The 20,618-nt window shown below is 59.5% G+C and carries 19 protein-coding genes and 2 riboswitches; of the genes, 5 read left to right on the forward strand and 14 right to left on the reverse strand.

All coding sequences use genetic code 11. From position 1 onward, the window contains the following. The 4 genes from GSQ94_RS11615 to cyaY form a co-directional block, all read right to left on the reverse strand. Positions 1–1,967, reverse strand: a 1,967-nt coding sequence (locus GSQ94_RS11615; RefSeq protein WP_158944009.1) for a zinc-dependent metalloprotease, incomplete at its 3' end; no start/stop codon positions are given. Between the two features lie 87 nt (positions 1,968–2,054). Next, positions 2,055–2,966 (reverse strand): NAD(P)-dependent oxidoreductase, encoded by a 912-nt coding sequence (locus tag GSQ94_RS11620; protein WP_158944010.1) that lies wholly within the window; start codon positions 2,964–2,966, stop codon positions 2,055–2,057. 97 nt (positions 2,967–3,063) lie between these two features. Further along, on the reverse strand, positions 3,064–3,849 hold the full coding sequence (locus tag GSQ94_RS11625) for a glycosyltransferase family 2 protein (protein WP_158944011.1): 786 nt from the start codon (positions 3,847–3,849) through the stop codon (positions 3,064–3,066). Positions 3,850–3,990: 141 nt separating this feature from the next. After that, entirely contained in the window at positions 3,991–4,329 is a 339-nt protein-coding gene (cyaY, locus tag GSQ94_RS11630; RefSeq protein ID WP_158944012.1) for an iron donor protein CyaY, read from the reverse strand. 67 nt (positions 4,330–4,396) lie between these two features. Further along, positions 4,397–4,470, forward strand: a riboswitch (Fluoride riboswitch). Positions 4,471–4,481: 11 nt separating this feature from the next. Here cyaY and GSQ94_RS11635 point away from each other — a divergent pair. Beyond that, positions 4,482–6,263, forward strand: coding sequence for a DUF190 domain-containing protein (locus GSQ94_RS11635; RefSeq protein WP_158944013.1), 1,782 nt, complete (start codon positions 4,482–4,484; stop codon positions 6,261–6,263). 3 nt (positions 6,264–6,266) lie between these two features. On the opposite strand, the gene crcB is transcribed toward GSQ94_RS11635, so the two are convergent. Together crcB and GSQ94_RS11645 are read right to left on the reverse strand one after the other, a co-directional pair. Continuing rightward, positions 6,267–6,689 carry a fluoride efflux transporter CrcB gene (crcB, locus tag GSQ94_RS11640; RefSeq protein WP_158944014.1) on the reverse strand — a complete coding sequence of 141 codons (423 nt, stop codon included), beginning with the start codon at positions 6,687–6,689 and terminating at the stop codon, positions 6,267–6,269. 34 nt (positions 6,690–6,723) lie between these two features. After that, positions 6,724–6,789: riboswitch (Fluoride riboswitch) on the reverse strand. A gap of 99 nt (positions 6,790–6,888) precedes the next feature. Further along, a complete protein-coding gene (locus tag GSQ94_RS11645) occupies positions 6,889–8,604 on the reverse strand; it encodes a TIGR03118 family protein (protein ID WP_158944015.1) in 1,716 nt (571 codons plus the stop codon). Between the two features lie 324 nt (positions 8,605–8,928). Here GSQ94_RS11645 and GSQ94_RS11650 point away from each other — a divergent pair, with 324 nt between their 5' ends. From GSQ94_RS11650 to GSQ94_RS11660, 3 genes are read left to right on the forward strand one after another with little or no spacing between them, the layout of a single operon-like run. Beyond that, a complete protein-coding gene (locus GSQ94_RS11650) occupies positions 8,929–10,356 on the forward strand; it encodes an MFS transporter (protein WP_158944016.1) in 1,428 nt (475 codons plus the stop codon). A 36-nt stretch (positions 10,357–10,392) separates the two neighbouring features. Next, entirely contained in the window at positions 10,393–10,872 is a 480-nt protein-coding gene (gene ruvX, locus GSQ94_RS11655; RefSeq protein ID WP_158944017.1) for a Holliday junction resolvase RuvX, read from the forward strand. Further along, complete coding sequence (locus GSQ94_RS11660) at positions 10,869–12,272, forward strand: alkaline phosphatase family protein (protein WP_158944018.1); 1,404 nt, start codon at positions 10,869–10,871, stop codon at positions 12,270–12,272. Before ruvX ends, GSQ94_RS11660 begins: the two co-directional genes overlap by 4 nt. A 74-nt stretch (positions 12,273–12,346) precedes the next feature. Here the strand turns inward: GSQ94_RS11660 and GSQ94_RS11665 are convergent, their stop codons facing one another. The 7 genes from GSQ94_RS11665 to GSQ94_RS11695 form a co-directional block, all read right to left on the reverse strand. Continuing rightward, entirely contained in the window at positions 12,347–13,225 is an 879-nt protein-coding gene (locus GSQ94_RS11665) for an SDR family NAD(P)-dependent oxidoreductase (protein WP_158944019.1), read from the reverse strand. A 72-nt stretch (positions 13,226–13,297) separates the two neighbouring features. Next, positions 13,298–13,864 (reverse strand): TetR/AcrR family transcriptional regulator, encoded by a 567-nt coding sequence (locus GSQ94_RS11670; RefSeq protein ID WP_158944020.1) that lies wholly within the window; start codon positions 13,862–13,864, stop codon positions 13,298–13,300. A 745-nt stretch (positions 13,865–14,609) separates the two neighbouring features. Next, complete coding sequence (locus GSQ94_RS11675; RefSeq protein WP_158944021.1) at positions 14,610–14,969, reverse strand: VOC family protein; 360 nt, start codon at positions 14,967–14,969, stop codon at positions 14,610–14,612. Positions 14,970–14,971: 2 nt separating this feature from the next. Further along, entirely contained in the window at positions 14,972–16,189 is a 1,218-nt protein-coding gene (locus GSQ94_RS11680; protein WP_158944022.1) for a cytochrome P450, read from the reverse strand. Beyond that, positions 16,179–16,661 carry a hypothetical protein gene (locus GSQ94_RS11685; RefSeq protein ID WP_158944023.1) on the reverse strand — a complete coding sequence of 161 codons (483 nt, stop codon included), beginning with the start codon at positions 16,659–16,661 and terminating at the stop codon, positions 16,179–16,181. Before GSQ94_RS11685 ends, GSQ94_RS11680 begins: the two co-directional genes overlap by 11 nt. A gap of 91 nt (positions 16,662–16,752) precedes the next feature. Further along, the gene (locus tag GSQ94_RS11690) at positions 16,753–18,192 is read right to left on the reverse strand and encodes a phenylacetate--CoA ligase family protein (RefSeq protein WP_158944024.1); all 1,440 of its coding nucleotides are present in this window, start codon (positions 18,190–18,192) and stop codon (positions 16,753–16,755) included. A 42-nt stretch (positions 18,193–18,234) separates the two neighbouring features. Next, a complete protein-coding gene (locus tag GSQ94_RS11695) occupies positions 18,235–19,476 on the reverse strand; it encodes a cytochrome P450 (protein ID WP_158944025.1) in 1,242 nt (413 codons plus the stop codon). Positions 19,477–19,563: 87 nt separating this feature from the next. Between GSQ94_RS11695 and GSQ94_RS21830 the strand changes: the two genes are divergently transcribed. Beyond that, a complete protein-coding gene (locus GSQ94_RS21830; protein WP_371417499.1) occupies positions 19,564–19,797 on the forward strand; it encodes a DDE-type integrase/transposase/recombinase in 234 nt (77 codons plus the stop codon). Positions 19,798–19,928: 131 nt separating this feature from the next. On the opposite strand, the gene GSQ94_RS11705 is transcribed toward GSQ94_RS21830, so the two are convergent. Continuing rightward, a complete protein-coding gene (locus GSQ94_RS11705; protein ID WP_158944027.1) occupies positions 19,929–20,399 on the reverse strand; it encodes a single-stranded DNA-binding protein in 471 nt (156 codons plus the stop codon). Positions 20,400–20,618: the final 219 nt, after the last annotated feature.

A 20,618-nucleotide genomic window follows, 5' to 3' on the forward strand; every position in this document is an offset into this window, starting at 1 on the left:
TTGAGGAGCGGCTCGGGGAGGGTGAGGGTTTCGGGGGTGAGGGTTCTGAGGACGGCGGTGAGGGCTTTTTTCTGTTCGGCGCCGGAGACGATCTCGGGGTTGGGCTGGTTGTCGCCGCGGAGGTTGTAGCGGTAGTCGAGGCCGCCGATCTCTTTGATGGTGGCTTCGGTTTGATAGCGGTGGAGGAGGTAGAGGGGGACGAGGGTGTCTTCGAGCTGGGCCATGGGGGTGCCGGTGGTGATGGCGTTTTCGTTGAAGCGTGCGAGGGCTGCGGTGCGGATGGTCAGGATGCGATCGAGCTCGGTGGCGGGGTCGGTGCCGTTGTCCCAGAGATGGGCGTGAGGGTGCGCGCCGCTGAAGGGTCGGGCGTCTTCGTCGGTGATGTAGAGTAGGCCCGTTTTTTCGCTGGCTTCGAGGATGGCGTTGAGGGCGGCGGGGTCTTCGATGGGTTTGGAGGACTTGTCGAACTCGTGGTAGCCGTAGTCGATGGCGGTCTTGTCCCAGATGCCGATGTTTACGCCGTAGCTTTCGGTGAGGGTGGGGATGCCTTCCTTGTTGAGCGTGATGTAGGGGTGTGGGTAGTCCATGACGGAGACGGACTCTTCGGGTGTGTGGGGGAAGCTGCTGGCGGCAAAGTTGTGGGCGAGGCCGAGGGTGTGGCCGGTCTCGTGCGCGGCTAGCTGACGGGTTCGGGCGAGGACCATGGCCAGCATGGGATCGTTTGATGGAGGGAGAGGCTTTCCGTTTTCGTAGGGGCTGAGGAGAGATTCGGCGATGAGGTAGTCCTGGCGGCTGCGGAGGGAGCCGAGGGTTACGTTGCCCTTGATGATCTCGCCGGTGCGTGGGTCGGTGACTGCGGAGCCGTAGCTCCAGCCTCGGGTATAGCGGTGGACCCATTGGATGATGTTGTAGCGGATGTCCATGGGGTCGGCGTCGGCGGGGAGGATGTCGACGCGGAAGGTTCCTTTGGCCCAGCCGGCGGCCTGGAAGGCCTGATCCCACCAGCGTGCGCCTTCGAGGAGTGCGGTGCGGATGGGCTCGGCTGCGCCGCGATCGACATAGTACTGGATGGGGGTGACGGCTTCGCAGCTTTGCTTGCAGGAGGGATCTTTTTTGATGAGGCGGTGGCGGATGATGAACTGCTGATCTAAGTTCGCGCCTAACGGCGCTGCGTAATCTCTGTAGCTGGTGGGGAAGTAGCCGGCGCGGGGGGCGAAGCGGCGCGGGGTGAAGCCGGGGCCGGGGAGCTCTATGAAGGACTGGTGCTCGCGGAGGGTGAGGGCGTGGGGGTCGGGGGTGACGTTGGTGACGAACTCGGCTTTGGTGGGGTCGTCGGTGGTGAAGGTGAGGATGGATTCGACTTCGGTGTTTTTGGGGAAGGCTTTGGTGGCGTCGAGGGCGATGGTGGAGCGAGTGAGGTCGAGCTTATAGGCGCCCTGTTTGGTGGCGGTGAGGATTTCGCCTACGCCGTGGGCATCGCGGAGGTAGAAGTCTGTCGCGTCGATGAGGACAGCGCCGCTGGGGTCTTCCGCTTCGACTTTGAAGCCGTAGAAGATGGACTCTGGGAAGGACTGGCGGACGGCGAGGCGCTCCAGCGGATCGGTGGCGGTGCTGCGGAAGCTTTGATTGGGTTCGACGAGGAGAACTTTGGGGCCGGTGCGCTCGAAGTGGAGGATTTCTCCGGAGGAGATCTGGCCGCGGTCGAGGAAGAGGTCGTTGGAGCCGGTTCCGTAGGGGAGGGAGTGGGTATAGAGGAGGTCGGGGCTTCGGCCGTTGGCGTCGAGGTGAGGGATCTCGAGGTAGAGCTTGCCGGACTTGGCATCCCAGTCGAGCGGAAGGAAGCCGTCGAGATGTTTCATGCCGGTGGTTTTGGCGGCGATGGTTGTTGCGGAAGGACTCTGTGCGGGGAGGGTCGCGGTAAGTGTTGCGGCGAGGGCGACGAGGGCCAGGGTCGGGCGGATGGGCATGTTTTTGTTTTACACCAGCGAGGTGGCGGTGGTGACGCATTTCATGAGTGGGCGACGAGTAAAGACGATATGTCTCGAGAGAGACGCTTACGCTTCCAGCCACTCCAACCGGCGTGGTTTCCAGGCCAGGGACTGCTTCGCCTTGGCATTGGAGGCTCCGCTTAATTTGGTCGCGTAGTATACGGTGTCTGCTCCTGCACTCGCGGCTACGTCTGCTTCGCTCATGCGCAGGGGGGCGGGAGCGCCCAGGAACTTCGCGAAGGCCGGCAACCATAGGGACTGCGGCGAAGGATCATCATCCACCAAGTTGTAGACGCCGGGTCTGGCGGTGAGTGCGGCTACGGTTGCAGTCGCAGCATCGTCGATGTGCACGAAGGATGAGACCCCTTCGCCGTTACCCACCACGGGAATCTGTTGACGCATGATCATGTTCGCCACGGATTGTCCGGGGTAGTACCACGTGTTCGGTCCGTAGAAGAACCCATACCGTAGCGCTACTCCGTCGATTTGCTCAGAGCTGAAGAGCCTCGCTTCGATCTCTGTGTAGGTCTGTGCGCTGGACGCGACGCCTGGGGATGCCTCGAGATCCAAAGGAGAGGACTCGTCGGCCAAAGTTCCTTCAGCTGCCTTCAAGAAGAATCCGCTGGCCTGCTGCAGATACCGGCGCACGCCGCTTGCGATGGCGGCACGAAACAGGTTGCCTCCTCCTTCGATCCTCAGCCTCCTGTCGCCTGCGGCATATTGGGGCATATCGCCGAGTTCCCTGGGCAACGACGTCAGTTGATCGATGACCGCCTCTGGGTTTGCGCGCTGCAGAGCGGCCTGCAGGGCAGAGGCGTCGAAGGCGTCGACGATCACTGCTTCACCCCCCTGGCTCTCCAGCTTCTTCGCTCGCACCGCGCTTGTTGTCATGCCCACCACGGAGTGTCCCTGCCTGAGCAGCTCCGCGATCAAAGGTTCGCCGATTGCTCCGCTTGCTCCTGCCACGAATACGCGCATTGGATCAGTCCTTTCGACACACGGATGGATGATAGCAAGACGACGGTGCGTTCGTCTGGCTGCGTAAAGACAGTCGCTTCGAGGAGGTTATCGGGTGTTATCGGTTGCGGGTGGTCTGCCAGGCTTTGGCGTAGCGCCAGCTGGTGTAGGTGGAGTGGTAGAGGTGGAGCAGGAGGCCTTCGCGGCCGTCGAGGAAACCGAGGCGGAGGAGATAGTTTTGGAAGAAGGTAAGGGTGGGGAGGATGAGGACGTTGTTGAGAAGTGCGAAGAGGGAGCGGCTGGTGTGTCCCTTTTCGATGACGGTCTGGGCGCCGAGGGTGCTGTAGCGGTTGAGGGTTTCGATGTAGCTTTCGAGGGTGGGGTAGGCGTGATGGATGATGTCGTGTTTGAGGGTTTCGATGGTTCCGTCGAGGGTGATGGTCTCGTGGACGGGCCGGTCGGTGAAGCGCGCGGGTGGAGCGAAGTTGGCGGAGTGACGGCGGAAGAGGCGGAGGTGGGTGTCGGGGTAGTATCCGCCGTGACGCATCCAGCGACCGAGGAAGAGGTTGCGGCGGCGAAGGAGATAGGCGTCGGCGCTGGGGCTGGCGGAGAGCAGGGCGCCGATTTCGGACTGCAGCTCGGGGGTGAGGGTTTCGTCGGCGTCGAGCGAGAGGATCCAAGGGCTGGTGCAACGCTCGATGGCGAAGTTTTTCTGCCGGGCAAAGCCCTGCCAAGGTTCGAGGAAGAGTTTGGCTTTGAAGGAGGCGGCGATTTCCAGGGTGCGGTCGGTGGAGCCGGAGTCGACGACGATGATCTCGTCGGCGAATTGTACGCTCGCGAGGGTGCGGGCCAGGTTGGCCTCTTCGTTGAGCGTGATGATGGCTACGGACAGCTTCGGTGGCATGATGGCTATCCCATCCTCCCTCAAGAGGGAGCGGCTTCTCAGGATTGTGAGTTTTCTACCCTGGGCAGGTGGGCTTGAGTAGTGGAGTCATTCTAGCCTGATTTGCGTGAAAAGCTGTCGATTTGTTTTTAGGGGTGCCGTCTAGGGGAGGGTGATGGAGGGATCGGCGAGGTGTTCGCGGAGGAGGCGCTGGACGAGGGTTTTGAGATCTTCACCGGTCTTTGCGAGGGAGAAGGTCGCGGTGGCTTCGGCCCAGTCGAGCTTGAAGCTGGTGGCCTGAGCGGAGATCCAAACCTGACGGATGGGGGTGTTGGGAGTGATGACGAACTTGCTGGAGCCGTTCTCGAAGAGGATGTTCATGACGCCGTTGTTGTCTTCGAACTCGAAGCCCGCGTCGTCGTCCTCGGCAGAGATGAGGGATTGCTTGAGGGACTCGAGGGCTTTGTCGGACTCGCGGCGGAAGGTAGCTTCGTCGATCATAGGTTTAGTTTAGCTGAGGCGATTCTGTTTGTTGCTTCGCGCTGGAGCCGCTGGTAGTCTTGGTCTATCAATTTCTGGCGATGGAGTTCGCCTGAACCGCCGGTTCCTCCCTGGAACTGCGCTGATGACTCCTACATCCTGTAGGAGGACGCATGCCCAAAGATAGTTCAGGAAGATTAGCGACAGAGCAGTTACGCCTTCTGCTTGACCTTATGCGCTGGTTGCCGATCGCGAGTGCGGTTGGGATGATGGCGGGGTCGGCCTCGGCGTTGCTTCTGTGGTCGCTTGAGTTAGCGACTGAGGTTCGCGAGGCGCACCGATGGCTGATTGTCCTGCTGGCACCGGCGGGTCTCCTGGTCGGCTACCTCTACAAGTACCTGGGAAGTTCGGTGGAGGCGGGCAACAATTTAATTCTCGAAGAGGTACACGATCCGAAGGCGACTATCCCGCTCAGGATGACTCCGCTGATTTTGATTGGAACGTTCGTGACGCATCTGTTTGGAGGATCGGCGGGACGCGAGGGAACGGCGATCCAAACGGGAGCGTCGCTTGCGGACCAGCTGACGAGGCCGTTGCGGTTGATGCCGAGAGATCGAAGGATTCTGCTGATGGCAGGTATCAGCGCGGGATTTGCGTCGGTCTTCGGGACGCCGCTGGCAGGCGCGATCTTTGGGATCGAGGTGCTGGCCTTTGGCAGGCTAAGCTACGACGCGATAGCTCCGTGCTTCTTTGCGGCATTTGTCGGCGACTTGGTAACGAAGGCCTGGGGGATTCATCATACGATCTATAGCGTGACCGATGTGCCGCCGCTGAGGGTTGGCGGCATACTTTCATCGATGGCGGCAGGGCTGGCGTTTGGGTTGGTGGGCATGGCATTTGCGAAGACGACACACGCGGTGTCGCACACGGCGCGACGCTGGATCTTGTCTGCTCCGTTCCGTCCGTTCGTCGGAGGGTTGATCGTCAGCGCTGCAGTGTTGTTAGTTGGAACGACGAAGTACATCGGGTTGGGAATCCCTACGATCGTTGCATCGTTCCATATGAAGCTACCGGTATATGACTTTGCAGCGAAGTTTCTTTTTACGGCGGTGACGCTGGGGACGGGCTTCAAGGGCGGCGAGGTGACGCCACTCTTTTTTATCGGCTCGACGCTGGGGAATGCGTTGTCAAGGATTTTGCCGCTGCCTTCTTCGCTGCTGGCGGGGATGGGATTTGTGGCTGTGTTCGCCGGTGCAGCGAATACTCCGATTGCTTCGACGCTGATGGCGGTGGAGCTGTTTGGCGCAGAGGCAGGTGCGTATGCGGGGATTGCTTGTGTGATCAGCTATCTGTTTTCGGGGCACTCCGGCATCTACCAGGCGCAGCGGGTGGGGAAGAGCAAACACCTGAGCGCTACGGCAGAAGAGGGAATGTCGCTGGCACTGGTGTCGAAGATGCGGGATATGCCGCCGCCAGAGATGCTGGAAGAGATCGATGAGTTTGGATTTCTGGAGGGGAGCGTGATGGATCACCTGAGCGTACTTCGGCTTTACTTTTCCGCGTCTGAGATGAGGCGGGCGGATAACTGGTGGAAACGGCTTGCGCCGCAGAGCCTCGGCGCTTACCTGTTGCGACAGGCGAAAGAGCATGGGATTGAGCAGGCTCTGCTGCATAGAGTAATCGGCGGGTTTCTTAAGAATCAGGAGCTGATGATGGATACAGGTGAGGTTCCTCCGGCAAGGTTGCCGCAGTGCCTGGAGCTGGTAGGGGAAGAGGAGCAGCTGCAGTCATTTCTGAAGGACAATCGTGAGCATCTGCAGAAGGTGCGGATTGTTTTTCTGCGTGGCGAAGAGGCTAAGTATGAGGCTGCGATTGAGCGCGAGGAGTTGGAGCAGATGTTGGATATTAAAGAGATTGGACGGGCGGAGGACTCCGGCAGTGGTGACGGAGATTAGAGTTTAGCCGGTGTACTCTTCACTGGCGGTCTCGGCGATGGCCTGAGAGGGAGTGGAGTGGTGGGCGAGGAGATGGCCAGCGGCTACGGCGGCGATGCAGAGGACGACGGAGAGAACGATGTTGGCCAGGGCTCTGCCCCAGGCGCCTGACCGCATGAGGTCGAAGGTCTGCAGGCTGAAGGAGGAGAAGGTGGTGAAGCCTCCGCAAATGCCGACCATGACGAAGAGACGGAGGTTGTCGGAGACGGCGTAGCGACCGCTTTGCAGGGTGAGGGTGCCGAAGTATCCGATGACGAAGGAGCCGAGCACGTTGATGAAGATGGTGCCGAAGGGGAACCCGACGCTGTAGGTGAGGGTGAGCCGTGTGATGGCGTAACGCAGAAGCCCGCCCAGAGCACTACCGATTGTGACCCAGAGATATGACATCGTCTGCCTCGTTGTTCCTCAGTGTATGAAGATCGAATTGGCAGAGGTCATCAGCCGGATCTTTACGGCGGTTTTGGGAGACCTCATTCCCATTTAACTTATCGTATCAGTACTGATGTGTGCGGACTGGAAAGATGCTGTTGCAAAAAGATGGCCGCCCGAAGTTTCAGGCGGCCGTTGAGGAAGGACATCGCGACGACTACTGCACCGTGAGTGCAATGGTCGTGTTCTGGGTGAGGCTTCCAGAGGTGGCTGTGACGGTCACCATCTGAACTCCTGTGGGAGTGCCGGGGGTTGATGGAGTGGAGGGTGAGGCGGGCGGCGTGGCGCCCTGGGCTGCGGTCGGGTTTGAAGAGCCGGAGCAACCGACTACCAGACCGGTGGAGATGAGTAGAAGAGCGAAGAGCCCGAGCAGTTGCAGGGGATTCGTTTTTCCAATGGCGCGGCGGCGGGAGAAGACAAGGATAGAGCCGAAGGGCATGAAGAATGCTACGGCGACGGTGGCTGCGTCCTTGCCCCAGGGAGCGGGCTGCTTGAGATGCGCCACGGCGGCCGCGGTCTGGATGGTGACGGTGCTGGTGGCTGCTGCGGTGGGCGTGACGGTGAGACTGCTGGGCGAGAAGGTGCAGGTGACGCCAGCCGGTCCGCTGCAAGAGAGAGTGACGTTTCCGGCGAAGCTGTTGGTGGGAGCGACGCTGATGGTCGCAGTCGTGGAGTTGCCTGCGGTGACGGTGGCGGCGGAGGTCGATGCGCTGAAGCCGAAGTTTGCCGCAGCGGTAGAGGAGGTGGTGTTGGCGATGCCGGCGAAGAGGCCGTGGCCTTCGTTAGCAAGGCCTGCAGCGATGTAGAGGGTGTTGGGATCTCCTGCGCCTGCCGGAGTTGCGTTGCTCTGGCCGAAGACGATCTCCCAGAGTGAGGCGAAGGCGAGCGGCTTGCCGGTGGCGTCAGTGATCTGGCCGAGGTAGGCAAAGGTGCTGGGGTTGTAGACGTTGATGATGCCGTCGCCGAAGTTGCCGACGAGGAGATCACCGCCGTAGATGCCGAATCCGGTGGGGGCGAGGGCTACTCCCCAGGGCGCGTTGAGGTTGCCGCCGGTGATGGCGCGGGAGACGAAGTCGCCGCTGAGGTCAAAGACGTCGACGATGCCGTTCCCTGCGCCAACGGTCTGGAGGTACGTGGTTGCCGCGGCGTGGACGCCGGTGGAAGAGACAGCGTAGGGTGTTGGTGAAGCGGGGGAGCCGGTGTTGGTGCTGCGAAGAGCATAGGTGACGAAGACCTGATTGCCGATGACGTGGACGGCGAAGGGTGCGTAGTTCGCGGGGAGGGAGGTATCAGTGAAGGAGCCGGCGAGTTTGGCGGCCTTGAAGGTGGTGTCATAGACCTCAATGGCGGTGCCTGCGCCGAAGTTTGCCGCGAGGAGGAAGGTTCCGGTGGGATTGGTGAGGAGCGCGATGTCAGTGTAGACGGCGTTTGCGGCGCTGTTATTGATGGCGATCTGAGCGACGCTGTTGGTGGTGCCGAGGGCTGAGTTCCAGCCGCTGACGGTGCCGTCGAGCGTGGCGAAGAGGAAGGTGGCGGCAGAGCCGTTGGGGAGTTTGAAGTTTGTGGTGGAGGGGCTGAAGACGGTGCCGGTGGGAGAGCCCGTGCCGGTGCCTGCGGCGGTGGGGATGCTGACCTTGAAGGGGATGGTTCCCGTGGCGGTGGCGACATAGTCGAGGCCGCTGGCCTGGGTGTTGATCCAGAAGGCGGGTCCGACGGAGACGCCCCAGGGGTTAATGAATTGTGGGTCTGTAACTGCTGCGGTTACCGAACCGTCGGAGAGGATGTTGGTGGCCTGGAAGGAGCCCGCAGTTTGTGCAGAGGCCGCTACGGCGAGGGAGAAGGTTGAGAGAAGGAGAGCCAGAAGATTTTTCATGTGTGGCTGGAATCGCGTGCGAAGGCCTCGACGCGAGTCGATTTTGTTTTGTGCGGAGGAAGCTAAACAGGGTGCGGTTTGCATGATCTCTCTCTTTTTTCTCTGCGCGAACGCAGATTGTTTGCCGGTTACAAGGGGTGATCCGGTCAAGTTGAAGAGTAGAGAGGATAGGGGAGGGAGTTGTCAGAAGGTCGTCAGGAGCGCGTCATTTGATTGCACTACGTAAACTCGGGCCATTAGTGTCTTTGGGTGCGTAGGCCAAAGAGATAAAGCGTTAGGGATGTTCGTGAGCAGTTTGCTGAGAGTGTTTCGTAGAATAGAGCGATGAAGAAAAGTGTTCCCCCGCTCTATATCACCAGTCTGATCGCGGGCGCGTTTTTCATGGAGAACCTTGACGGCACGATTATTGCCACGGCGCTGCCGCAGATGGCGCGCAGCTTCCATGTGGGAGCGGTCAATCTCAATATTGGGATGACGGCCTATCTGCTGACGCTTGCGGTTTTTATTCCAATCAGCGGGTGGGTGGCTGACCGCTTCGGCGCGCGATCGGTGTTTGCTTCGGCGATTGCTGTGTTTACGATCGCCTCTTTGTTTTGCGGTGCCTCTCGCACGCTGACGCAGTTTACGTTGATGCGGATTCTTCAGGGATTTGGGGGGGCCATGATGGTGCCGGTGGGGCGGCTGATTGTTCTACGCACTACTCCGAAGGATAAGCTGACGCAGGCGATCGCATATATCACGTGGCCTGGGCTGACGGCGTTGGTGATTGGACCTCCACTGGGAGGATTTATCACGACGTATGCGAGCTGGCACTGGATCTTCTTTCTCAATCTTCCGCTCGGTGTGATGGCCTTGATTCTTACGCTGCTGTGGATTGAGAATGTTCGAACGGACGACAGGCATCCGTTCGACTGGACGACGTTTCTTCTGGGTGGCTTCGCCTCTACCGGTGCCGTGTATGCGATGGAAAAGCTGGGAGGCGATGGCGCGCAGTGGCGGTTGCCGGTGATCGTCCTTGCTCTCAGCGTGCTCAGTGGAGTGGTCGCGATTGTGGTTGCACGGCGAAGGCCTGCCACATCGCTGGTGGACTTCGAGTCGTTGAAGTTGAAGAGCTATTCGCTGTCGGTGTATGGCGCGAGCGCCTTTCGCATTGCGGTTTCGGTGTTGCCGTTCCTGCTGCCGTTGATGTTTCAGATTGCGTTTGGCCTGAATGCGTTTCGATCGGGACTTTATCTTCTTGCGCTGTTTGGCGGAGACCTGAGCATGAAGGCGTTTGTGATTCAGCTGCTGCGCCGCTTTGGTTTTCGCAGGATTTTGCTGGTCAACGGGGTGATTACAGCCGGGTCGATGGCTCTGTGTGCGATTCTCAATCCGACGACTCCGCCAGCTTTGATTGCCGCCATTCTGTTCTTCCATGGAGCATGCCGGTCGATGGAGTTTACCTGCATGACTACGCTTGCGTACACGGAGATTCCGGCGAACAGGATGAGCCGGGCGAATGGATTTTTGAGCGCGATCATGCAGTTGAGCATGGGAATGGGAGTGGCGGTGGGAGCGATTACGCTGCGTCTTGTGGCCCATGCGCACGGCCACTCTGCTGCGGTGCCGCAACTTCGCGATTTCCATATAGCTATTCTTTTTATGGCGGTGCTTGCGCTGGGGCCGGTGCTCGATAGTCTGGGTCTGTCGCCGGATGCGGGAGTTACGACGAGCGGTCACGGTCAGCCGAAGCTTGAAGTCAATCCTGTGTGATTGGGTGAGTGACAGAAAAGCAAATAGACTGGAGGCATGGTGAGCGGGCGCGTGATGGCGTTGGATGTGGGGAAGATCAGGGTCGGCGTTGCGCTGTCGGACCCGCTTGGATACACGGCGCAGCCGTTGCTGACGCTTTGGCGGAAAACCAGAGGGGAGGATCTCCGAAGCTTGATGCGACTGATTCGCAAGCATGAGGTTGTAGAGATTGTGGTGGGAAATCCGCTGCACCTATCTGGCGATGTGAGTCCGTGGGCGGCGAAGGTGCATGAGTTCGCAGAGGAGTTGAGGGTGCGCTCCGGATTGCCGGTGCAGTTATGGGATGAGCGGCTAACCTCCGTTGCGGCGCATGAGCTGCTGAACGAAGCAGGGCATGATCGCAAGGATCGCAAGTACGTGATCGACCAGGTGGCGGCGGTGATTATTCTGCGGGGATGGATGGAGAGCAGGGAAGAGGCGGCTGCGCGAGCGCGAAGAGATAGTGCTGAGGCGAAGACCGAGGATGAGCACAGATGAAAGACGGAGCATTGAGAACTAATGGACGTGAGGTTTTGAAGAGAGTTCTTTCGTTACTTTCTGTATGGGCGCTTTTATTGCCGGTTGTTACCCGTTGCGTGGCGGCAGAGACTAGGTCTGCTGCAAACGCGCACAAGCCGGTAGTGGTTGTGATTACCATCGACGGGTTTCCTGCTCGTGCGCTTGAGGATCCTCGTTTGCCTATGCCGGTGCTTCGGTCGCTTGCGGCTACGGGTGCTGTAGCGAAGGAGATGCAACCGATCAATCCTACGGTCACCTGGCCGAACCATACCGCAATGATTACCGGTGTCGATGCGAGTGAACATTTTGTGATGGCGAATGGCCTAATCGTTATGCCGCCTGATGGGAGTGCTCCGGTGGTTGAGCCGTGGACGGATAAAGAAAAACTGGTCCACGCGCGGACGCTGTATGAGGCGGCTGCGGAGAAGGGTTTGACGACCGGACAAGTGGATTGGGTGGCGGTGTATGGCGCGAAGGGCATTCGTTGGCAGTTCGGCGAGAAGCCTGATGTACGCGATGAGATTCCCAACGATCTGATCGCGCAAGGCATCCTGACGCGCGAAGAGGTGGAACACTTTGGTGAAGGGAGCAGTCCAGCGTGGCGAGATGAGGTGTGGACAGACGCTGCTGTCGATATTCTTGCGAGGCACACGCCGGATCTGCTGCTGTTTCACCTGCTGCAGACGGACTCGATTCAGCATGAGTACGGGCCATTAACTCCGGCTGCTTACGCTTCCTATGCTTATGCTGATCACTGTCTCGGGCGAGTGGTTGAGGCTGCGCGTACAGCCGGCATTCTGGATAGAACGACGTTCTTCATCCTCTCCGACCATGGCTTCGCGACTTACACACATACGATCAGCCCTAATGTGGCGCTGATTGAGCAGGGGCTACTTCACAGGCAAGGCAATGGTTATGTAGGAGACGTCTGGGTGAAGGCGGAGGGTGGAGCGGCTTCGGTTTACATCCGCGATGTGCGACGGCGAGCGGAACTGCTTCCGAAGCTGAAGGCATACTTTGCCGGCGTTCCAGGTATCGAGCATGTGTACACCAACGAGGAGGCTCGGGGGCTTGGGATTCCTGACGAGGCCAAGAGCGACCAGGCTCCGCAGATCTATCTTGCTGCTGGCGCGGACTATGCGTTCAGCGATGATACGAACGGCGAACTGGTGCGCGCGAGTTCGCCTAAAGGCCAGCATGGCTATCTGAATACGATGGCCGATATGCAGGCTCTGTTCGTAGCGTCTGGTGCGGCGATCAAACCTGGCGTAGCGCTGGGGGCAATCTCGAACCTGGCGGTGGCGCCGACGATCGCGAAGGTGTTGGGGGTGAAGTTGCCTGAGGCGAAGCACGCTCCGCTCGATGAGATTCTTCGGTAGATTCTGCGTGTTGCCGGTGGCCCGGAGCGGCGGTTCGCACGTTTGCAATCCGCCGCGCTCGTCGGGCCGGCGGTTCAGGACTTTGCTGTCCCCAGATTGAGCAGTTCTGGGATCGGTGCTGCGTCCTGGAAGATGGTTGACGCGGTGATATGTTTCCACTGCTCGGCTTCGCTGGCGCGCGAAGCTTCGACCTGGTGCACACGCTTTTCTGCATCGACGCCGAGGATCAGCCGCAATGGAACCTTGTCGCTGTTTGCCAGTTCCACGATCACGTTAGCAATCTTTCGGGGATCACCTTCCCATTTATCTTCGTATCCACGCAACAGTTTCCAGAGCATACCAACCGATGCCTCATATTCCGGTAGCAGGGCTGGCTTGTTCTCGCCTGCACGTCGCGACCAGTTTGTGCGAATGCCGCCTGGCTCCAGGGTGCAGACTTTCACACCGAAGGGCGCGACCTCCATTGCGAGAGAGTCACTGAAGCCTCCGACCGCCCACTTCGCCGCGTGATAGGCCGTGTTTCCAGCGATAGCGATACGCCCACCTACCGACGAGATTTGAAAGATGTGACCGCTCTTTTGCGCGCGCATGACAGGAACGGCGGCCCGTGTGGTGTAGACCACCCCGTAGAAGCAGGTGTCGACGATGGCCTGAAAGTCCTCTGCACTCATCTGTTCGAATGGAGCAAACTGTCCATAGCCGGCGTTGTTGACGAGGACGTCGAGGCGTCCGAAGGTGTCGAGCGCGGCTTGAACGGCCGCCTTTGCTGCTGTTTCATCGCGTACTTCGAGGGTTACGGGTTTGATCCGTTCCCCATACTGTGCCACCAGAGGGGTAAGCTCCTCTGTCCGACGCGCGCCTGCGACGACGCTATCTCCCGCTGCGAGCGCTGCTTCGGCGATATCCCGCCCTAAACCATTTCCGCTTCCTGTAATCAACCAGACTTTTGCCATTTCCAAATATCCCCTGGAGATAAGATTACTAAATGACTGACTAGTTGCTCATTTATTTTATTTCCATAGAGATTACCGAATGGCGCGCCAGAAGACCTCGAAGGCTCGATCTATGATCCTTTCGCGCTGTCGAGGGCGTTTGGCGATGGCGTCGATCGTCACCTCCTGCATCGCGGACATCGTCGCTGCCGCGAACCCGTCCGGCAGACCACGGAGGGATGCCCGGTTGCCCAGATCGCTGAGTGTTTTGTCGACCGCACCGCGATCGATGGCTGTCTGCATACGGGTTTCAGGAGTGACGAGGTTCGAGATGGTCAACTGGATGGAGACTTTTCTCTTTTCGGGGAATTCGAGCGCCCAGTAGAGGAAGCTCGACCACACATGGCGGGTGCGGGCCTCGAGGCTTGATTTGTGAGGGAAGTCTGAGTTTATTCGAGCGTACGCTTCTCTCTTGAGCTCGAGATAGAGCTCGTTTATCAGCTCTTCCTTGTTTGCGAAGTAGGTGAAGAGAGTGCCTGTAGCGATGTTCGCACGCTTCGCGATCTTCGCGGTTGGTGCGGCAAGTCCGGCTTCGGCTATCTCGTAAGTCGCTGCCTGAAGGATTGCGCTGCGATTCGCAGGGTTTTTGACTCGTGCCATAGGTAGAGCTGAGAGTATAGCTGTTCGACGCTGAGAGCCAGACGTGCTGGCTTGCAGCTTTCTATTTTGAGTGCAGAAGCAACGATAAGGCCCTCCGTATAAGAGGGCCTCAGGTAAGGCTATGAGTTTTGAATCGTGAAATGATATGGCTTTGGTAGTTAGAAGGGTTATTGCTCCCGTGCAATTGTTCTTAACAGCGATCATTGCCGATTGGTTGTCAAATCTGAAGATAAACGCGACACAAAGTATGGTTTTATAGCAATCCTTGGTTCTAGATCCAAACGCAACGGTTCAAGTTGCAGATAGTACTCCTTGAAGGCACGGCCAAAGTCATGCTTTCGATCTGCCCACCCCGGTTTCGATCCGTGCAAACAATCTCTTCGGTACGCAAAAAAGCCAGTATCCGCATGCAGGTGGCGACTTTGGTCAGGACGTCGAACATTTTTCAATCGCACGACTCCCTGATACCTCGAAATAAGATGGAACTTCGAAGGTCTGCGCCACACCTCACGGGAATTGAAGTCATGCGTAGGATCCGCAACTAGAATGCATCCTGCTGCGTCCGGGCGTTTCATCTGAAGTGCGCTTCTTCAATAGACTGTTTGTAATCTATGCTTGATGGCTTGCGCCGGCTGTTTGCAACAGAGCCATCGAGAGATTCACGTACACCGTTGCGTAAGAGCCTGGAGGTGCAATTCCTCTGGTCTACTCGATCAGCTATCGGATCCTGTAGACTGGGGCGCGGCTATCCTGCGCCTGAGTCTGTGGGCTGGATATACTCCCAGATCGATCCATCCGGGTGCTGCGCGATAAGGCGGGTACCACCCGGCGACTGGACGGGACCGTCAATGATGGTCCCGAGTGCTCGCTCCAGGCTCGCTATTACTCGACTGAGATCGGCTACCTCGATCGTGGCAACGCGATTGCTGTAGTCCGCAGCCTGCGGCCCGCTGAGTAGCAGGAACGGACCCACAGAGGCTAGTTCGAGACCTCTGAACCCGAAGCGCCAAGGTTCCTGTATCCCGGCGAGATCCATATACAGGGGCAGCGCTTTGTCGATGTCATCGACCACCACCCGGGCGATAATCTTCCTGATGTTAGACATGATCACCACGTGACCGGCAGTGAATCGACGCCGTGAGTTGCATTGGATTTTCGGACCGCGACCTTCTCCAGCGGCACTGCGAGCTGCAGGTTCGGGAACCTGTCAAACAGGGCAGGCAGGGCGATCTTCAGCTCCAGCATGGCCATCGGGGCTGCGACGCAGCGATGTATGCCGTGGCCGAACGCGAGCGTCGTCTGGGGACGGCGGCCAATATCGAACTGGTACGGCTGGTCGTACCGCTTCGGGTCACGATTAGCCATCGGGATGGATACCACCACGATCTCGCCCTGGCCGATCAGCTGGCCACCCACCTCGATGCTCTCCGTAGCGATCCGCACCGCGCCGTGATTGGCGATCGAGGTATACCGTAGCAGCTCCTCGACCGCCGCATTGACCGTCTGCGGGTCGCCACCCCGCATCACCGCCAGCTGGTCCGGATGCTGTAGCAACGTCAGCACGGAGAGGCCGATCGTCATCGCTGTGGTCTCGTGCCCGGCGATGAGCAGCAAGTTGCCAATTCCTGTCAGCTCCTCGTCATCAAGTTCGTCACCGTGCCGGGTGACGAGTCGTCCGAACAGGTTGTCGCCGGGATGGGCTCGCGTCCTCTTGACGTGAGCTCGCATGTAGTTACGCATCGCGTCCCGCGCCACCAGCAGATCCTCGGGGGGAGCCATCAGGTCGGTCATGATCCGCGTCTGCGTTGCGAAGTCGAAGGTATCGTTCCGAGGAATCCCGAGCATCTCGCAGATGACCCGTGAGGGCATCGGCAGGGCGAATGTCTGTACCAGGTCGACGGGAGATCCTGCCTCCTCGGTGGCATCCAGGCATTCATCGACAATCCGCTCGATCATGGGCCGCAGCTTGTCCATGCTGGCAGGGGTAAACTCGCCGGCGACCTTGTTTCGGTACTGCGTGTGGTGCGGTTCGTCATACTCCAGGAACGTTCCCGGCTGCCTGTCACTCAGCTCTTCCTGCAGGGTCCGCTCCTCCGGCACGGGAAGCGCCGTACCGGGAGGCGGCGCGCTGCTGAACCGCGGGTCGGCGAGGACCTGGCGCGCGTCGTTGTCCCGGGAGATCAGCCAGGCCTTGCTACCGCTGGATAGCTGGATGCTGGCGACCGGCTGCTCCTCGCACAACTCTCGCAGCTCAGGTGCCGGATTACATGGCCACTCGACGTCTCGCCGGCAGGGAAGCGGAGCCTGCTCCATCTCAGTTCTCATTTCTGGTCTCCTTCGGCACCAGGGCCACATAGGTGCAGCCGTGGTCGCGAAGCTGGTTCGAGATCTCGACGCCGAGCTTGGCGGCCTCGGCTTTATGCAGGGGAACACAGAACTCGCACGGCTTCTCCAACGTCAGCGTGACACCCCGATCCCGGGCCTTATCCCTGTAGTCGTAGATGCCGCACCGCCGCACTTCCAACTGGACCCCGCCCGGAATCTCGGTCAGAGTCGCCTCGGAACCGGGATAGACGTGCAGCATCATGTTGAGCCCGCCTAGCAGTCGTCGTGTCCGATCGAGGATATCCGGAACGGTCTGGATGACCGTGGCTGCCATGCCGGATGCAACACGCTCGATCCATGTATGCAGTCCGGCGTGCCCGAAAAAGGCTTCGATCGCAGCCTGGGTACGGAAATAGACGTCCAGGACAAACAGTTTCTGTTCACGTTCAGTGGCGAACGGTCTCTCTTCCATCGCTAGTTTCCTCAATCTGCTGTTTCTGTTCGGCGGCGAACGTTCTCTCTGTCAACGCCGCAGTCCCATTCTCCGGTTCCAAGATCACTGCTCATCTCGTCATCCTTCTGTTCCTCTGTTCCAGTTCGACGAATGCCGCGTCTGCGACGGTGGCGGTGTGCGGCGGAAGCCGCTTATACACCGTGCGGTCTTGGAGATCGACCACGCGGGACAGCTTCCACCCCAGATCACCCGACAGAGAAGCCAGCGGGGGTAGTACGTCGATGTCTGCCACCGTCAGCAGGTGGGCGGGAAACACTGCTGCCAGCCGCTCTTCTGTTTTCGCGATCCATGTCTTCCCTACGGGCTGGTCCGTCGTCACGAGGACGACGATCCGGTCTTCGTTCACGGTCAGCATGTAGTTCAGAGCTGTCGGTCCCCGCGAGTCCTCCGGCCACAGCGCGGCCTCGAACTCATCCTGGCGGACCGATCCGCCGGGGAACGCGATCAGGTCCTTCTCCCGGCCCAGGGTTCGGGCGACCGGCAGCGCCACGCCGCACGGGCACGGTTCATCAATGACCTCGATCAGATCCCCTGTCATGTAGCGCAGCAGCGGTCGTCCCGGTTGGTCCAGCGTAGTCACCACGAGTTGCCCGCTGTCAGCGGATCCGTCGATCAGCCGGGGGGCGCTCCCTGGGGTGTACAGCTCCAGCAGGTAGCTCTGCAGCTGCAGGTGCAGCCGCCCCTCCCTACAGGTCACGGCGGTCGTCCCTGTCTCGGATGACCCGAAGGAGCCCACGTAGGCGCGGGATCCCGTTAGGCGTTCCAGGTGACGGAGAAAGTGGGGCCCGGTCTGCTCGGCGATGAGCAGAAGGGTGTCGAACTGAGGAATGGGAAGGCCCTGTCGAGCCGCGAACTGGATCATCGCGAGGAGGCGTGACGGTGCTCCTATGTACGTGTTAACTCCCAGCTCCTTGGTCTGCCACAGCACCTTGTCGTAGTCACCGTCGATATACTCCACCCACGGCTTGACGGACATCATCCCCAGATACTCGGCGACCTTCTCGAACTGGTAGGGGGCCGGCCCGATCGAGGCGATGATCAGGATGAGGACGACGTCCTCCGGGGAAAGGAATTGCGCCCACATCTCCCCGATGTTGATCGTGTTTGGGATCAGGTCAGGAAGTGACTTGGGAGCAGCCGTGGCAGGCCCTGTCGTACCCGACGTCTCCCACCAGTGGAAGTAGGCGGGAACCGGCAGGGTGAGCGCGTTCAGACCGCTATCTCTCAAAGCATCCCTGGTGAGCAGCGGGAGCTGTGCCAGCATCTCTCTTACCTGCTCCTGGGAGGAAGCGCCCGGCCGGGGCATCGGCATCTGCATCCCGGAGTACAGCCTGGCTCCAGCCGCTGCCTCCAGTGTCTTGAGCAGCTTCATTGCGAGCACGTCCCAGAGGTCGCTCTGCCCCTCGTGGACGGCCCGCACTAGCGCGAGGTGATTTTCCTGGAGAACCGCAGTGGCGGCTCGAAGTTTCGGGTCACGTAGTAACAGCATAGGTATTTTCCTCTCGGACAGGTCTGATCTTCTGCGTCGTCATCAGGAGCGCTTGCCAAACCGAAGCGGGAGGGAGAGCGGTCCATGGATCATCGCCGTGTGTGGGAGCCATTCGACGGGCCCCACTACCGAGGGCGGCCCCAGCCGCTGCGTGAGAGCGGTGAGCGCAACTGCCATCTCGAGGCGAGCCATATGCTGGCCCAGGCACATGTGTACCCCTCCACCAAACACCAGCTGCTTAGATCGTTCCCGCGGCGCAGAGATGTCGAATCGCTCCGGGTTCTCGAAGGCGCGAGGGTCGCGATTGCCGGTTGCGATCCCGATCAGGACCATCGACTCGGCCGGGATCTTCAGGTCCCGGTACACCGCGTCCTCGGCGGCGAATCGGAAGGTTATTCGAGACTGGGGGGTATACCGGCAGATCTCCTCCACCGCCTGCGGGGCAAGGTCAGGACGTTCCCTGAGTAGCTGCCACTGATCCGGATGGTTGGCGAAGGCAAGCATCGCCCGGCCTAGCTGCAGCGCCGTGGTGTCCTGTCCTGCCCAGAAGAGCAGGAGGACCATATCGGTCAGTTCCTTGGGCGTGAGCCGATCGCCGCCATCCGCAGCTGTGATGAGGCTGGACAAGAGGTCTTCTCTCAGGTCACGCCGCCTGGCATCGATCAGCGACTCGATGTAGCCGGTCATGCCGACGATGGCGGCCTCTGTCCTGGGACGCTCGCTGGCGGTGGTAAATACCAGCCCGATGTCTCGTACCCAGTGATGGAACTGGTCGTAGTCCTCGGGCGGTACGCCGAGCATCTGGCATATCACCAGCCCGGCGAATCGGTCTGCGAATGCGTCCATGAACTCGCCCTCGTGGCTCCCGGCGATACCGTCGGCTAGCAGTTCGGCGATCTTCTGGATGGCCGGGCTTAGCGTTGCGACGAACCTGGACGTGAAGACGTTGCTCACCAGACCTCTGAGACGGGCGTGGTCAGAACCGTTTTGAGAAACAAGCATCCCGGTGAACCAGTCGTACAGCGGCCCTTCAGTGATGTTCTGAGAGCGCATGTATCGGTGACCGGCTAAGACTAACCGCCTGTCCCGCAAGATGTCGTATGCCTCGGCGTGACGCAGGACGATCGGACCTATCGGCGTCTGCGCGTACCAGTGTGCCTCGCGAGCCTGAGCCACCTGCTCGCTGTCGTATTCGAATTGGTCCTCAAAGATGTTCAGGAACGCGGGCGTGTTGCTGCTGTCCGTATCTGATCCCGTACTTGGCTTTTTTACTAGCTCACTCATAGTTAGTTTCCTTGAAGGAGAAACACCTGAGAGGGCTTCATATTCCCGGCAAGCACAAATTTTGGGTTTCACTGGTCATGAAAGCTGCTGGACAATTCCGTCGATCACCGCCAAGTGAAGTACCTCGATAGCCCGATCGAAGCCGATCACGGCGCCATTAGGTATCGCAATCGTTCGATGCTTAGCTTCAAATCCACGAAAACGGCCTGCGCCAGACTCAAGGGAATCGAAGTCATACATGATCCGCAAACTGATTTCGCCGATGGCCTGACCTTGATCGAGGGGCCCGTCTTACAATCGCCGCGGCCAAAAGCTGTGTGAAAGACGCGGGGTGGAAAAGTCAAAGAACGACTTTCCCACCCCGCGCTTGGAAAACGCTTCGCGTTTCCCACTTCCCACAGCTACTACGACTACGAGCTATATATGTTTTATTTACACCAATACGGTAGCCGTCAAAAGGGGATGTCGTCGTCGGTGATGCCAACGTCGGCGTAGTCGGGCTGACTGGAGGGGGTGCGCTGGTCGTAGCTGGCGGTGTTGGACTTGGAGTAGCCGCCGGTGGATTCGCCGCTGCTGCCACCGCCGCCGGGCTTGCCGAGCAGGGTCATCTCGTTGACCAGGATTTCGGTGCGGTACTTCTTCTGGCCGGAGTCCTTGTCATCCCAGGAGCGGGTCTGGATCTTGCCTTCGATGTAGAGCTGGGTGCCTTTTTTGACGTAGTCGCGGATGATCTCAGCGGTGCGGTTGAAGGCTACCAGGTTGTGCCACTCGCTCTTGTCGGTCCAGTTGCCTTGCGCATCTTTTTGACGGTCGGCGGTGGCAAGAGAGAAGCTGGCCACCATGGTGCCGCCTGCTGTGGAACGAATCTCGGGGTCTTTGCCGACGTTGCCGAGGAGGAAGACTTTGTTGACGCCTTTTGCCATGTAAACTCCGGTGTTTTTTTACGAACGTAGTGCAATTGCCCAGGTTCGGGTGTCTGCCGGGCGGTTCCAGGTACGGTCGCCCGTAGCTTCGACCGAGGGTGCTCCGGCGCATCATTCGCATCCGCTCCGCGTCCATGCTGCAGGTCTTAGGCTGCAAACTTCAGCCGCATCTTCGTTGGGCGGAAGACCATAGTTTACACCATGAGGTGGGGGCCTTCG

This window comes from Granulicella sp. S190, from assembly GCF_009766095.1.
Classification (GTDB): Bacteria; Acidobacteriota; Terriglobia; order Terriglobales; family Acidobacteriaceae; genus Edaphobacter.

Excerpts from the sequence above, each read along its gene's own strand:
- GSQ94_RS11680 (WP_158944022.1), bottom strand. The coding sequence starts at position 16,189 with ATGAGAACTGAGATGGAGCAGGCTCCGCTTCCCTGCCGGCGAGACGTC.
- GSQ94_RS11620 (WP_158944010.1), bottom strand. The coding sequence starts at position 2,966 with ATGCGCGTATTCGTGGCAGGAGCAAGCGGAGCAATCGGCGAACCTTTG.
- GSQ94_RS11690 (WP_158944024.1), bottom strand. The coding sequence starts at position 18,192 with ATGCTGTTACTACGTGACCCGAAACTTCGAGCCGCCACTGCGGTTCTC.
- GSQ94_RS11645 (WP_158944015.1), bottom strand. The coding sequence starts at position 8,604 with ATGAAAAATCTTCTGGCTCTCCTTCTCTCAACCTTCTCCCTCGCCGTA.
- crcB (WP_158944014.1), bottom strand. The coding sequence starts at position 6,689 with ATGTCATATCTCTGGGTCACAATCGGTAGTGCTCTGGGCGGGCTTCTG.
- GSQ94_RS11625 (WP_158944011.1), bottom strand. The coding sequence starts at position 3,849 with ATGCCACCGAAGCTGTCCGTAGCCATCATCACGCTCAACGAAGAGGCC.
- GSQ94_RS11675 (WP_158944021.1), bottom strand. The coding sequence starts at position 14,969 with ATGTCTAACATCAGGAAGATTATCGCCCGGGTGGTGGTCGATGACATC.
- GSQ94_RS11635 (WP_158944013.1), top strand. The coding sequence starts at position 4,482 with ATGCCCAAAGATAGTTCAGGAAGATTAGCGACAGAGCAGTTACGCCTT.
- GSQ94_RS11685 (WP_158944023.1), bottom strand. The coding sequence starts at position 16,661 with ATGGAAGAGAGACCGTTCGCCACTGAACGTGAACAGAAACTGTTTGTC.
- GSQ94_RS11670 (WP_158944020.1), bottom strand. The coding sequence starts at position 13,864 with ATGGCACGAGTCAAAAACCCTGCGAATCGCAGCGCAATCCTTCAGGCA.
- GSQ94_RS11650 (WP_158944016.1), top strand. The coding sequence starts at position 8,929 with ATGAAGAAAAGTGTTCCCCCGCTCTATATCACCAGTCTGATCGCGGGC.
- GSQ94_RS11695 (WP_158944025.1), bottom strand. The coding sequence starts at position 19,476 with ATGAGTGAGCTAGTAAAAAAGCCAAGTACGGGATCAGATACGGACAGC.
- GSQ94_RS11705 (WP_158944027.1), bottom strand. The coding sequence starts at position 20,399 with ATGGCAAAAGGCGTCAACAAAGTCTTCCTCCTCGGCAACGTCGGCAAA.
- GSQ94_RS11660 (WP_158944018.1), top strand. The coding sequence starts at position 10,869 with ATGAAAGACGGAGCATTGAGAACTAATGGACGTGAGGTTTTGAAGAGA.
- ruvX (WP_158944017.1), top strand. The coding sequence starts at position 10,393 with ATGGTGAGCGGGCGCGTGATGGCGTTGGATGTGGGGAAGATCAGGGTC.
- cyaY (WP_158944012.1), bottom strand. The coding sequence starts at position 4,329 with ATGATCGACGAAGCTACCTTCCGCCGCGAGTCCGACAAAGCCCTCGAG.
- GSQ94_RS11665 (WP_158944019.1), bottom strand. The coding sequence starts at position 13,225 with ATGGCAAAAGTCTGGTTGATTACAGGAAGCGGAAATGGTTTAGGGCGG.